Origin of the sequence: Bartonella sp. AA78NXGY (assembly GCF_042197005.1) — a bacterium.
GTDB lineage: Bacteria > Pseudomonadota > Alphaproteobacteria > Rhizobiales > Rhizobiaceae > Bartonella.
Window position 1 is genome coordinate 47,338 of record NZ_JBHIRI010000007.1, and the last position, 14,516, is coordinate 61,853.

Sequence of the window (14,516 nt, forward strand, 5' to 3'; positions counted from 1 at the left end):
ATCTTGATGATTAAAAAAGAGATCTTGTAGCAGGGATAAAACTTTGATGAAAAATGCAGGGCCATCACAACGGCAACTTAGAGTAGCAGAGCAAGTACGTCATGCAATAGCGCATATATTACAGCGTGATATTTTGCTTGATGATGTCTTGAAAGATATTGTTATTTCTGTCTCTGAAGTACGCATGTCACCAGATTTAAAAATTGCTACTTGCTTTGTATCACCTCTCAGTACTCTTAAAAATGCTTCTCATACCGATGTTGTTGATACCCTCAATAAACATAGTCGTTTTCTCCGTGGAGAAATCAGTCATGCGTTGCGACAAATGAAATATATGCCAGAACTGCGTTTCCGACTTGATAATAGCTTTGATAATTTTTCAAAAATTGATGCCCTCCTTCGCTCGCCTGAGGTTGCACGCGATCTTCACCATAGTGATACAGATGAGGATTAAAGATATGGCGCGGCAACACAAGAAAAAAGGGCGTCCTGTTTCTGGCTGGGTCATATTTGATAAACCAAAAGGAATGAAATCAACAGAAGCTGTCTCACAAATCAAATGGCTCTTCCATGCTCAAAAGGCAGGACATGCGGGTACACTTGATCCTCTTGCTTCTGGTCTCCTTCCCATTGCATTGGGCGAAGCAACTAAAACCGTCCCTTACGTGATGCAAGGCAAAAAAACTTACCGTTTTCATATTGCTTGGGGGCAAGAGCGCTCAACAGATGATTTAGAAGGAGAAATAACGAAAACTTCTCTCATACGTCCAACACAAGAAGAAATACTTGCTCTTCTTCCTCAATATACAGGTGTTATTTTGCAAACACCTCCACAATTTTCAGCAATCAAAATTGCTGGAAATCGTGCCTATGATTTAGCGCGTGAAGGGGAAGTTGTTGACATTCCGCCCCGTGAAGTGGAAATAGAAACTTTCAAGTTATTAGAAATGCCTACCAAAGAGCATTCTATCTTTGAAATAACCTGCGGAAAAGGAACTTATGTGCGCTCTTTAGCACGCGATATGGGACGTGATCTCGGTTGCTATGGGCATATTGCTGATTTAAGACGTATTGCCGTCGCACCTTTTGATGAAGAAGATCTCATTACATGGGAGGAACTAAAAGCGGCCATTCCGCCAAATAAAAACACTACAGATGAGAATAATCGTTCTTTTGAAAAAAACTTCTCAACACTCGATGGGCTCTTAATTGACACAAGCGCCGCATTGGATTGCCTCCCTCACTATATCCTTAATGAAACTCAAGCACAGAGAATTATAAGAGGCCATTCTATCCTCTTGAATCATCACAAAGCACCTCTTGATGAAGAGGAAATTTGTGTCCTCTATAAGGAACAACTTCTTGCTATAGGCACTCTCGACAAAGGTCTATTTAAACCAAAGCGGATTTTCACAATTTAATCGATTCTTTTCCCAACCACCTTTTGCGGAAAGATATTTTTCTCTATCAATTAAGAAAAATATGGTGCTTTTCATTGTCTATATTTACCGTATTCATATCAAAATTTAAGTCAGTGCTATAAGCTAACACCACCACACACTTTTTCCTCTTAATGTCGCAATAATCCTTGCATTTAAAGGATTCATAAAAGGCTTTTTATTTCTTTTTCAATCGTTTTTTACTCATACTTTAGTCCTCGTTTATAATGTACAAGCAAAGATATGGACTGATTTACTCTAAATAGATTTGAAACGAGAAAAGCTTAAGATTTTCAGAATCTATCACTCAACATGAAAAATGAAAAATAACCATTATAAATCAATTCATTAAATATTGAAACAGCAATTTTTTTATGATTACGCTAACAAATTGATCGAAATAATATTAATATATGTAATATTTACAAAAACTGTTTTAACCCTAAGGGAGATGATCAGAGGAAACTTTTAAAAGCATCTCATTGGCTTGGGGTATTGTTTGGCGTTCAATCATACGGTGCACTCTTATACCGTTAGGAGCACAATTTAAATGACGCAGACGCTTATTGACTTCTGCATCCGCTTTTGTGCGACGATGATTATGGCGTAAATAATCTACCCATGTTGGCATATGATAAGCCTCTGTCCAATATTCAGGTCTTTCAAGATCTCGTAAAAGAACCCACTGACGCGCACCATCACGTAATCGAATATGGCGTCGACGCGTCATCACTTTGAGAAACTCTTCAAGATCATTTTCATGAATTTTATAATCGATCATTATCATAATCGGGCCACTTCTTGCTTTGAGGTCGAGTAATAATTCCGGCTCTCTAAAATGATCAAGAGGATTTAAATCTATCTGAGGAATTTCTTGAATTCTAAATTTTACCCCTGCAAGAGCACCAAAAATCAAGAATAAAGAACAAACGCTCAAAGCAATTGTTGGAGAATAACCATCAGCTAAACCTCCCCAGATTGCACTTCCAATAGCCATCCCCCCGGCAGATGCCGTTTGATAAAGAGCTAAAGAACGTGCAACAACCCAGCGTGGTGTAGAGAGTTGTACAGATGTATTAAACAACGATAAGGCCAAAACCCAACATAACCCTGCAGGAAATAAAGCAATATGGCTTATAATCAGTGAACGACTGATTCCCAATAAAAAGCAAGAAAAGGCGAAACCAATAAATGCACTTGCAATAATTGTTTCTGAACGAAAATGATGCCGTACAACTGCATTAATAATACCTGCTGTCATGGCTCCTAACCCAAAACAACCGAGCAATGTACCATAAAGAAGGGCACTTCCTCCAAGAACTTTATGCGCAACAATTGGCAAAAGTGCTAAAATAGAAGTTGCTCCTATACCAAAAAGGAACGCTCGAACCATAATACTCAGGAGATTAGGTGACATCGCAACATAACGCAAACCATCTGAGACAGCTCCTAACAGCCTTTCTCGTGGCAATGAGTTGTTTTCATAATTCGACTTCCAGAAAAACAACGCACCAATAAGAGGAATATAGCTTATAGCATTAAACAAAAAAGCAGCCGATGCCCCTAAAGTTGCAATGATGGCACCACCAATCGCAGGACCAACACTCCGCATCAAATTAAAGCCGACACTATTCAAACTAACAGCAGCAGGAATATTTTCCCTGCTCACAATATCTCCTATCGTTGCTTGCCAAGAAGGATTATAAAAAGCTGTGCCACATCCAATCAAAAACGTAAAACATAACAAAAGCCAAGGTGTTAGAAATCCCATATAGGCTAAAATAGATAAACTCATCGATATGACCATCATCATAATCTGTACACACAACATAATTTGACGCCGATTAAAATTATCAGCTAATGCCCCTGCCATCAAAGAAAACATAACAAGTGGTAATGTTGTGGCACTTTGAACTAGCCCAACCATGGAATGCGAAGAACTAATCAACGCCATTAACCACCCTGCTCCAACAGCTTGTATCAGCCCCCCTAAATTAGAAATAAGAGTAGATGACCATAAATTTCGAAATACCGAATTACGAAAAAGTTTTAATGTTGAAATGCTCTGCATCTTTTCCCTCCAACGCTATTTATCACTTTTGTTACCACTCACACACACTCATAATCTTTGTATCAAAAGGATGCATAATTGTTTAAAACACTTCTCATAAAACTCTATTTAAATCAATATTTCAAAACAAAAGCTTTTATTTAAAGAAAGACTTCAAAATGCTGTCAAGGACTAGTATTTTAACCTTCTTTCCTATATAAGAACGAAATTAGGTAAGAGTCTTCGACTTTTCCTGTTTTCTCACAGACCCTAGCTGAACGACATCTCGGCTATGGGTGGCTTTATGTTTCTTCGTTTTTGGAAAGGATAATACGATGTCGATTACAGCTGAACGTAAAAAAGCTCTTGTCGCAGAATACGCAAACAAAGTTGGTGATACAGGATCACCAGAAGTGCAAATTGCTGTACTTTCTGAACGTATTTCTAATTTAACAAACCACTTTAAATCTCACAAAAAAGATAATCATTCTCGTCGTGGTCTTTTGAAGATGGTGTCTCAACGTCGGCGTCTTCTTGATTATCTTAAAGGAGTTGACCAAAATCGTTATCAGACACTTATAAAGAAGTTAGGTTTGCGTCGCTAAAAGAAAAATGGAAGTGATATTTAAAAAACACCCATTTTTTCAACGTGTTGCTTTTAATTAAAAATTTTAAAAACTGATAAGTTATTATGGGATAGAACTGCTCATCGTTTCGCATTTAATACGATTTACTTCTCTCTTCGTCGTAACAAAGGAAGTAATTTGTTGTTCACCCCAGAATTTGCAAATATGCTATGCACAACCAGAATGTAAGCAATCAAAGATTTAAACACTGGTCATTAAGGATAAAAAATGTTCAAAACGCACAAGATAGAAATTGAATGGGCTGGGCGTCCTCTCACCCTTGAGACAGGGAAAATAGCGCGTCAAGCTGATGGTGCAGTGATTGCTACCTATGGAGAAACTATTGTCTTAGCAACCGTTGTATCGGCCAAAATCCCAAAACCAGACCAGGACTTTTTTCCACTCACCGTTAATTATCAAGAAAAATCCTATGCTGTTGGTCGAATACCTGGGGGCTATTTAAAACGTGAAAGTCGACCAAGTGAAAATGAAACTTTGGTTTCACGTTTGATTGATCGCCCAATTCGTCCCCTTTTCGTTGAGGGATATAAAAATGATACACAAGTTATTGTTTCCGTTATACAGCATGATCTCGAAAACAATCCCGATATCCTTGCGATGATTGCATCTTCTGCGGCATTGACCCTGTCAGGTGTTCCTTTCATGGGGCCTATAGCCGGTGCCCGCGTTGGCTATTGTAATGGACAATATATTCTTAATCCTCATATCGATGAAATGCCTGAATCAAAACTTGATCTTGTTGTTGCTGGAACAGAAAGTGCTGTTTTGATGGTTGAATCAGAAGCACAAGAATTACCGGAAGATATCATGTTGGGGGCCGTAATGTTTGGTCACAAAGGCCTTCAACCTGTCCTTGATGCCATTATAAAGCTTGCTGAAGTTGCTGCAAAAGATCCTCGTGATTTTGTTCCTGAAGATCTTTCTGAGCTTGAAAAAGCGATGCAGAAAATGGCAGAACAGGATATACGAAAGGCTTACACAATTACTGATAAGCAAGAACGTTATGCTGCAATTGATGCACTAAAGACAGAAATCCTCAATAAATTTATGCCAGAACCAGAAAAAGACTGTCAATTTAGTGCAGATCAAATTGCAACCGTATTTAAACAGTTGCAAGCAAAAATTGTTCGCGGAAACATTCTTGATACCCAAAAGCGGATTGATGGACGCAATCTTTCTACCGTACGCCCTATCCAATCAGAAGTAAGTATTTTACCCCGCACACATGGATCAGCACTCTTTACCCGCGGAGAAACACAAGCGATTGTCGTTGCAACATTGGGAACTGGTGAAGATGAACAATATGTTGATTCTTTGACAGGAATGTATAAGGAAACATTCCTTCTCCATTACAATTTTCCACCATTTTCAGTGGGTGAAACGGGACGCCTTGGTTCTCCAGGTCGTCGTGAAATTGGACATGGCAAATTGGCATGGCGGGCAATTCACCCCATGTTACCAACGAAAGAATCTTTTCCTTATACCATTCGTGCTGTCTCAGAAATCACTGAATCCAATGGCTCTTCTTCTATGGCAACGGTTTGTGGAACCTCACTTGCTCTTATGGATGCTGGTGTTCCTCTAGCACGCCCTGTTGCTGGTATTGCTATGGGCTTGATTAAAGAAGGAGAACGCTTTGCTGTTCTTTCTGATATTTTAGGGGATGAAGATCATCTTGGAGATATGGATTTTAAAGTCGCAGGAACAGAAAATGGTATTACTGCCTTGCAAATGGATATCAAAATTGATGGTATTACCGAAGAGATTATGAAAATCGCGCTTGAACAAGCCAAAGGTGGACGAATCCATATCCTTAATGAGATGGGGAAAGCTTTAACCAGTGCACGTGCTGAGCTGAGTGAATTTTCTCCACGAATCGAAGTTATGAATATTTCTGTCGATAAAATCCGTGATGTTATCGGCTCTGGTGGTAAAGTTATTCGGGAAATCGTGGAACAAACTGGAGCAAAAATTAATATTGAAGATGATGGTACCATTAAAATTGCTTCTGCTGATGCTAAAACCATTGAAGCAGCAAAACGTTGGATCCATTCTATTGTCGATGAGCCTGAAGTTGGTGCTATCTACCAAGGAACAGTTGTAAAAACTGCAGAATTTGGTGCATTTATAAACTTCTTTGGTTCTCGTGATGGACTCGTTCATATCTCTCAGCTTGCATCAGAACGCGTCACCAAAACAACAGATATTGTAAAAGAAGGTGACAAAGTTTGGGTTAAATTAATGGGCTTTGATGAGCGTGGAAAAGTTCGGTTATCAATGAAGGTCGTTGATCAAACAACCGGAAAGGAAATCACCGGTGATAAAGCGATGAATGAAGAAAAGTGCGTGGATGAAAAAAAACAACCTGAAAATAAGCGCCGCCGTAAGAAAGAAGAGTAAGTTTTTCCTCTTATCGTATCATGAAATGCCATCCCAACATTGGAGTGGCATTTTTCTTTGAAAGAGTCATATGTGTTATTATTTTTGCCTTTTGAAAATCATGAACTCCCGTATCCTGATCCAAACCAGTGTTGGCTAAGTTTTGGTTTAACAGAAATCCCAGCTCCAGAATGGGCACAAAATTTAAAAGTTATTACGCCTTGGCGACCAGATTTTTTAAAATTTGTCGATACTCAATTTCACTGCTCTCCTCAAATAGATAAAACTTTCAGCTATGATGGTGCATTTTTACATTTGAGCAAATATCGTGGTTTGAACCAAAATTGTTTTCTTGATTTATTAGAATGCGTTAAACCCAATAGATGGATTGTAATTAGTGGGGATAAAACTGCTGGTGCTGCTTCAATGATGAAATGGGTCAAAACAATTGTTCCCATCACCAATAAATTGTCTAAAAATCATGGTCTTGTATTTTGGTTGCAAGTTCCTCAACAAATTGAGAGACATAACATTGCGCAATTGCGCTCACCACCGCTCACTTTTGGTAAATTTCAAACCACTTCTGGTATGTTCTCACACGGACGTATTGATCCAGGATCTGCTGCGCTTGCTTCTTATATGCTCAAAGTTATTTCTGGAAAAACAGCTGATTTTGGTGCTGGATGGGGTTATCTTTCTCACGTTGCGCTTGAAAGAAGTGAAAAACTCACTGCTCTCGACCTTTATGAAGCAGACTACAATGCTTTGAGAGCAGCAAAACAGCACCTTAAATCCATAACAACTCCTTTTCCAATTCATTTTTATTGGCATGACCTTGTACATGAACCTGTCACAAATCTATATGACACAATCATTTCAAATCCACCGTTTCACACACAACAAACAACAGATGTTTCATTAGGAAAAAATTTTATTATAAATGCTGCAAAGTGCTTAAAGCCAAGCGGCAGTCTGCTTTTTGTTGCAAACCGCCACCTGCCTTATGAAACATTATTAAAAAATATTTTCCGCACAGTGTTGATACATGAACAAGCCCATGGTTTCAAAATTATCGAAGCACGCAGATAAACAGAACAAGCAATAACTTTCAAAGAATAAAACGTGAAAGATCGATATCAGCAGCAAGCTCGCCAATCGATTTTCTCACATAAGCAGCATCAATTTTAAACGATGTTCCAGCTTTATCAGGTGCAGTGAAAGAAATCTCATCCAAAACGCGCTCCATCACTGTTTGCAAACGACGTGCCCCTATATTTTCAATCCTTGCATTTAAATCTACAGCAATATCTGCTAAAGCATCAATTGCATCATCGGTAATTTCCAAATGAACCTCTTCTGTTGCCATAAGAGCAATATATTGTTTAATCAAACTAGCTTCTGGTTCCGTTAGAATGCGCCGTAAATCTTCCCTTGTTAAAGGGTTCAGCTCCACACGGATGGGCAAACGTCCTTGAAGTTCCGGTAATAAATCAGATGGCTTGGAAACATGAAATGCACCTGAGGCAATAAAAAGAATATGATCTGTTTTGATTTGCCCATATTTTGTAGCAATTGTTGTTCCTTCAACCAAAGGCAAAAGATCCCGTTGAACGCCCTCACGCGAAACCGCAACACTTGCTCCACCATCCCTGGTTGCAATTTTATCAATCTCGTCGATAAAAACAATACCGTCATTTTCAGCAACACGAAGCGCCTCTTGAATAATTTGCTCCTGATCAAGGAGTTTTTCAGATTCATCATCAATGAGCGGTTTAAAAGAATCCTTTACTGTCGTCTTACGGACTTTTGTACGACTGCCCATTTTTCCCAAAATATCTGATAAATTCATAATACCCATTTGTGCCCCAGGCATACCAGGAATATCAAAGGTTGAAGCACTATTGCTATTATTATCGGCGACTTCAATTTCAATCTCTTTCTCATCCAATTCACCTTCACGCAATTTTTTACGAAAACTATCACGGGTAGCAGGACTTGCTGTTTTACCAACAAGGGCGTCTAAAACCCGCTCTTCAGCATTCACGTGAGCCTTTTCTTTTATTTCATCCCGTTTCTTTTCACGCACAAGAGAAATGGCAATTTCAACAAGATCTCGAATAATTTGCTCAACATCACGTCCCACATAACCAACTTCAGTAAATTTCGTCGCTTCTACTTTCACAAAAGGTGCTCCAGAAAGTTTTGCTAATCGACGTGCGATTCCTGTTTTACCAACACCTGTTGGCCCTATCATTAAAATATTTTTTGGCATAACTTCTTCACGCATCGGCTCATCAAGCTGTTGCCTACGCCACCGATTGCGCAATGCAATAGCTACAGAGCGTTTGGCATCATTTTGGCCAATAATAAAACGATCAAGTTCAGAAACAGTCTCACGAGGGGAAAATACAACACACATTTAAATAGCTTTCTCTAAAGAAGATAATTCTGCATCCAATGTTTCAATCGTAAAATGATCATTGGTGTAAACACAAATTTTAGCGGCAATAGCCATAGCTTTACGAGCAATAGTTTCTGCATCTAAATCCAAATCCATGAGTGCACGCGCTGCTGAAAGAGCAAAATTTCCTCCAGAGCCAATTGCCATAACCCCATCTTCTGGTTCTAAGACATCACCAAGCCCTGTTAGAGCCAAAGTTACTTTCTTATCAGCCACGAGCATCATTGCTTCGAGACGACGCAAATAGCGATCTGTTCTCCAATCTTTTGCAAGTTCCACACAAGCACGCATAAGCTGATCAGGATATTGTTCAAGCTTTGTTTCCAATCTCTCCAGTAATGTAAAAGCATCTGCCGTAGCACCAGCAAAACCAGCAATAACCACTCCGTTCTTTCCAAGACGACGCACTTTACGTGCATTGCCTTTCATAATTGTCTGTCCAAGAGAGACCTGACCATCCCCAGCCATCACGACTTGTCCACCTTTTCGTACCGTAATAATTGTTGTACCATACATTATGTCTGGCTTATGTTCTGTCATAAGGAAACTCCTTAATATTAACTTTACTTTTTAATATTGATTTCTTTTCATACAATGTAAAACTCAATTACTATTGTCCTATTTAAGAACATATACAGCAAAACACAATGATTCAGCATAACTCAATTTGTTGAAAATGGAAAAATGATATCATTGTTGTCAATGTAAATTACTGCTAAATAGCTTTATATAAACAGTTTGTGCTTTTTAGAGGAAAATTATGAAAAAAATAGCCATAGGGACCTTAGGTGGAACAATTGCAATGACTGCTGATAGTTTTGGTCACATGCAACCGACTTTAACTTCAGATAACCTCATAAAAAGTGTTCCTGATTTAAATAACGTTGCTGATATTCATGCACAAACATTAATGCAAATACCAAGTGGATCTTTATCGTTTCAAATGCTTTTTGAAATAATTAAGTGGGCAAAACAACAAATAAACGCTGGTGCAGAAGGTATTGTTTTAACACAAGGGACTGATACTCTGGAAGAAACAGCTTTTTTTCTTTCTCTTTATTGGAAAGAAGCCGAACCACTCATCATAACCGGCGCTATGCGCATGCCTCATGAAGCAGGCGCCGATGGCCCCGCAAACATTTTAGCAGCCACTCGTGTCGCAGCAGCCACACAAAGTCGTAACAGGGGCGTTCTCGTTGTCATAAATGATGCAATTCATTCACCTTATTGGCTCTATAAAAGCCATACCGTCAAAGTCGAAACATTTCAATCAGGTCTTGCAGGTGTTTTAGGAACTATTTTAGAGGGAAAACTTATTTATTTCAATGATCGAAAATTTTTTCCGACAACGTTTGATCTTCCCCAAAACCATGATCATCAAATTGCACTCCTCTATTCCTCTTTATCATCTGGTGCACAATTAATGAAACTATGCCTTGAAAGTGGGTATTATGCTGGAGTTGTTATTGCTGGTTTTGGTGCGGGGCACTGTAGTTTTCAAGAAGCAGACCTTGTACAACAATATGCACAAAAAATACCAATCATTATTGCTAGTCGTTGTTGTAATGGCTCAACAACTCGTATAACTTATGGCTATAAAGGCTCCGAAATCGATATGATTGCTTCTGGTGCTCTCATGTCTGGTTATTTATCAGCCGTAAAAGCGCGTCTACTTTTATGGACTTTTTTGGCGCAAGGGCACTCATTAGCACAAATCCGTGCAAACTGGAATGACTGGACTATAAGTTAATGAAAAATGATCCATTATCTTAAAAGAAGAGAGCATGCAAAACAAAATTTATTTGAAAATAAAGCCGCTCATCTGTCTACTCTTAATCAATTGCTGCTGCAAGAAAATCTCGACAAATACAAATGATTGATACGACTATACAAAAAATTAATCAGAAAGATAATCTGGTCAAATCCGTTTCTGACCGATATTCACCCTATCGTGTTTTTACTGCACAAGAATGGTCAGAGTTTCGTGAAGACACACCTCTTACTTTGACTTTTGATGAAATTAAGCGTTTACGCTCTATTGATGATCCTATCGATCTTAAAGAAGTCCAACGCATTTATCTTTCTTTATCGCGTCTGTTATCATGCCATGTTGAAGCAGTACAGGAACTTTTTCACAAACGTCAGCAGTTTCTCCATCAAGAAGAGAGTAGAAAAACGCCCTTTATTATTGGAATTGCTGGTTCTGTAGCTGTAGGAAAATCAACCACGGCTCGCATTCTTCAAGAACTGTTGAAACGTTGGACATCTAGTCTTAAAGTTGATCTAATCACAACGGATGGTTTTCTCTATCCTAACGCAATCTTACAGCAAAAAAATCGTATGAATCGTAAAGGATTTCCTGATTCCTATGACATTAAAAAACTGCTGTGCTTTCTTTCGGCTATAAAAGCAGGTATCGGAAATGTTCGTGCCCCACTTTACTCACATATGACCTATGATGTTCTAGAAAATCAGACAATTACCATTGATCGTCCTGATATTTTAATTGTTGAAGGTATTAATGTATTACAAGTCAGTGATCTTCCTAAAGATGGAAAAGCTATTCCTTTCGTATCAGATTTTTTTGATTTTTCAATCTATGTCGATGCCGAAACAGAAGTCATTCGTCACTGGTATTTGGAGCGCTTTAAACGTTTGCGTAAAACAACTTTTCAAAATCCTGAATCCTATTTTCATCGTTATGCCCACCTCAATGAAAAAGAAGCCTCAAAAATCGCTGAGGATCTTTGGCAAACGATTAATTTAAAAAATTTACAGGAAAATATATTGCCAACACGACCACGGTCCAATCTCATTCTACGAAAGGGAAAAAATCATTTGGTCGAATATGTCGCACTTAGACGGCTATAAGGATCTCATAACTATGCACCACCACATTCATTTTACCTCAACGCGTATCGATAACAGTTGCCCTATCATATTGGTAAACCAAAGAACTCTTGCCAACTTATCACTTGATGCGTCAACAACAGCATGGATAAAAGTTAATGACTTTACTGGTAAAGCAGGACAAATACTCTTTATTCCTCACGAAACGGGGCATTTAAAAAAAGTTTTATTTGGAATTGGCAATGGTAACGATCCTTTTATCACAGGACTGCTTGCTCAAAAGCTTCCTGCTGGTCAATGGCATTTAGAAGGTACAACCTCTGATGAAATAAATACCTATCTTGGATTGGCATTTGGTAGCTATCAATTTAATCGCTATCGTCAAAATTCTTCTTTCAAATCATTATCTATCCATGTCAATGAGGCTATTGATCTTAATGAACTCCAACGAATTTATGAAGCTGTCTTTTTCGTCCGTGATCTCATTAATATTCCAGCCAATGATATGAACCCTGATACTCTCGAAAAAGAAGCTCGAAAACTAGGAAAAACCTATGGTGCTCATATCAAAAGTATTTGTGGAGACGATCTCTTAACCCATAACTTTCCGATGATTCATGCTGTAGGACGAGCAGGCAGCACTGCACCACGACTGATTGAGTTACTCTGGGGGCAAGAACATCATCCTAAAATAACGTTGGTGGGCAAAGGCGTAACTTTTGATACTGGAGGCCTCGATATTAAATCAGCCAATAACATGTTGCTTATGAAAAAAGACATGGGGGGTGGAGCAAACGTTTTGGGATTGGCTAAACTTATCATGGATGCAAAATTGCCTTTCCGTTTACGCGTTTTGATTCCAGCTGTAGAAAATGCAATTTCTGCGAATGCTTACCGACCAGGTGATATTCTTAAAAGTCGTAAAGGTTTAAGTGTTGAAGTAGGTAATACAGATGCTGAAGGGCGCCTTGTCCTTGCCGATGCACTCGCCTATGGTGATGAAGAAAGTCCACAATTCATGCTTTGTATGGCTACTTTAACAGGGGCAGCGCGTATAGCATTAGGACCAGATCTTCCCGCATTTTATTGTAATGATTCAATATGGGCACAACAAATTTCTGAATCTGCTCACGCTGTCTTTGATCCTCTTTGGCAAATGCCCCTTTGGAAACCTTACCAAGAGATGTTATCATCACCAATTGCCGATCTTAACAATGTAACTGGAAATAGCTTTGCTGGTTCTATAACGGCTGCTTTATTTCTTAATTCTTTTGTTGAAAAAGCTGAACATTTTGCGCATTTTGACCTTTATGGATGGGTTCCAAAAGAAAAACCAGGATACCCTATTGGTGGATCAGCACAAACTATTCGTGCCCTTTATAATATTTTTAAAAAATGAATTTTGACACAAATATCCACAAAAATGGACAATTTTGCAGCTTAAAGAATAATTGGTCTTACACTGTGTTCTTAGTTTTGTTTGAGGATAAAAACCTTACCAATACAGTTTTCATGAGTTTGTTTAAAGGTAAGGAGTAACAAAATGGAAAGCAAAAAGATGATCTCTAAAGACCCAAGACTTCATGCATTCAGAGATGATCTAGCAGATCAACGTCTTGAAACAGAAATTACAGCTCAACGCTTTGTTCAAGGTGAAAAAAGACGTGTTAATACAGCGGTCGCTGGACTTTTTAAAGAAAATAGTAAAAAAAGTGAAAGACAAACAGAATGCTTATTGGGAGAAGAACTTCTCATTTTTGAACAAGGGGAAACATTGTCGTGGGGACAATCACTCAAAGATGGTTATGTCGGTTATATTGATACAAAAGTTCTTTGTACATCAACCATAAAACAAACACATGTGGTTTCAGTACCACGCACATTTAAATATTTACACGCTGACTTACGTGGACCAATAGTATCCCCATTATCTATGGGAAGCAAAGTCAGTGTTGTTGATGAAATTGAAGTCCGTGACACAATGTATTCTATTCTTGAAAATGGAACAGCAATCATTACGAGCCATCTCAGCCCCATTGGACGCGTATATGAAGATTATGTCACAGTTGCAGAAACCTTTATCCGTACACCTTATCTTTGGGGTGGTATCAGCGGTTTTGGAATTGATTGTTCGGGACTCATTCAGCTCTCTATGATGATGACCGATCAAATAGTTTTACGAGACACCGATATGCAGCAAGAAACTGTAGGCAAGCTTCTTACAGACACTGATAAACTTCAACGAGGTGATTTAATTTTTTGGAAAGGTCATGTGGCTATTATGATTGATCATGAAAATATTATTCACGCTAATGGTTTTTCTATGGACGTTATGATCGAGCCATTGGAAGAAGCAATTACGCGTATCGCTAAAAAAAATCAATACCCCATTGCAAAACGTCGCCCAATTCAAGAAATTTAATACATGCCTCCTATAAAAAATTAATTGAATGTTTTTTATTATACAATAGATTGATTTATAAGGATAATTATCCATTATTTACTCTGTGTCAAGCATTCTAAATATCGTAAAATTCTCTCATTTCAAATCGGTTTTTATGTTGAATCAATCAAAATCGCTTGCTTGTTCATCACAAGCAAAATTGATGTATAAGTAAAAATGATTACGAAAAGAAAAATATCCCTTCTGAATGCTCTCAAATGCCAAGAGCTATCGTAACTAACATTGG

The 14,516-nt window shown here is 38.4% G+C and carries 12 protein-coding genes; 9 read left to right on the forward strand and 3 right to left on the reverse strand.

Features of this window, described 5'->3' with window-relative positions; translation table 11 throughout:
• The first annotated feature begins 46 nt into the window (after window positions 1-46).
• Window positions 47-454, forward strand: coding sequence for a 30S ribosome-binding factor RbfA (rbfA, locus tag ACFINL_RS05365; RefSeq protein WP_375611816.1), 408 nt, complete (start codon window positions 47-49; stop codon window positions 452-454).
• Window positions 455-458: 4 nt separating this feature from the next.
• Entirely contained in the window at window positions 459-1,421 is a 963-nt protein-coding gene (gene truB / locus ACFINL_RS05370) for a tRNA pseudouridine(55) synthase TruB (protein WP_375611817.1), read from the forward strand.
• Between the two features lie 460 nt (window positions 1,422-1,881).
• On the opposite strand, the gene ACFINL_RS05375 is transcribed toward truB, so the two are convergent.
• On the reverse strand, window positions 1,882-3,510 hold the full coding sequence (locus tag ACFINL_RS05375; RefSeq protein ID WP_375650863.1) for an MFS transporter: 1,629 nt from the start codon (window positions 3,508-3,510) through the stop codon (window positions 1,882-1,884).
• Window positions 3,511-3,824: 314 nt separating this feature from the next.
• Between ACFINL_RS05375 and rpsO the strand changes: the two genes are divergently transcribed.
• From rpsO to ACFINL_RS05390, 3 genes are all read left to right on the forward strand, one after another.
• A complete protein-coding gene (gene rpsO / locus ACFINL_RS05380; RefSeq protein WP_375611819.1) occupies window positions 3,825-4,094 on the forward strand; it encodes a 30S ribosomal protein S15 in 270 nt (89 codons plus the stop codon).
• Window positions 4,095-4,343: 249 nt separating this feature from the next.
• On the forward strand, window positions 4,344-6,536 hold the full coding sequence (gene pnp / locus ACFINL_RS05385) for a polyribonucleotide nucleotidyltransferase (protein ID WP_375611820.1): 2,193 nt from the start codon (window positions 4,344-4,346) through the stop codon (window positions 6,534-6,536).
• Window positions 6,537-6,608: 72 nt separating this feature from the next.
• Complete coding sequence (locus ACFINL_RS05390; protein ID WP_375650867.1) at window positions 6,609-7,604, forward strand: class I SAM-dependent methyltransferase; 996 nt, start codon at window positions 6,609-6,611, stop codon at window positions 7,602-7,604.
• Between the two features lie 19 nt (window positions 7,605-7,623).
• Here ACFINL_RS05390 and hslU read toward each other — a convergent pair whose 3' ends face one another.
• Together hslU and hslV are read right to left on the reverse strand one after the other, a co-directional pair.
• Window positions 7,624-8,934 (reverse strand): ATP-dependent protease ATPase subunit HslU, encoded by a 1,311-nt coding sequence (gene hslU, locus ACFINL_RS05395; protein ID WP_375611822.1) that lies wholly within the window; start codon window positions 8,932-8,934, stop codon window positions 7,624-7,626.
• Window positions 8,935-9,516 (reverse strand): ATP-dependent protease subunit HslV, encoded by a 582-nt coding sequence (gene hslV, locus ACFINL_RS05400; protein WP_375611823.1) that lies wholly within the window; start codon window positions 9,514-9,516, stop codon window positions 8,935-8,937. It abuts the gene before it with no gap.
• A gap of 220 nt (window positions 9,517-9,736) precedes the next feature.
• On the opposite strand from hslV, the gene ACFINL_RS05405 reads away from it, so the two are divergent.
• From ACFINL_RS05405 to ACFINL_RS05420, 4 genes are all read left to right on the forward strand, one after another.
• On the forward strand, window positions 9,737-10,726 hold the full coding sequence (locus ACFINL_RS05405; RefSeq protein WP_273790597.1) for an asparaginase: 990 nt from the start codon (window positions 9,737-9,739) through the stop codon (window positions 10,724-10,726).
• A gap of 122 nt (window positions 10,727-10,848) precedes the next feature.
• Window positions 10,849-11,847 carry a type I pantothenate kinase gene (gene coaA / locus ACFINL_RS05410; protein ID WP_273790598.1) on the forward strand — a complete coding sequence of 333 codons (999 nt, stop codon included), beginning with the start codon at window positions 10,849-10,851 and terminating at the stop codon, window positions 11,845-11,847.
• A 13-nt stretch (window positions 11,848-11,860) separates the two neighbouring features.
• Entirely contained in the window at window positions 11,861-13,225 is a 1,365-nt protein-coding gene (locus ACFINL_RS05415) for a M17 family metallopeptidase (protein WP_375611825.1), read from the forward strand.
• 159 nt (window positions 13,226-13,384) lie between these two features.
• Complete coding sequence (locus ACFINL_RS05420; RefSeq protein ID WP_375650936.1) at window positions 13,385-14,248, forward strand: NlpC/P60 family protein; 864 nt, start codon at window positions 13,385-13,387, stop codon at window positions 14,246-14,248.
• The last annotated feature ends 268 nt before the right edge of the window (window positions 14,249-14,516 follow it).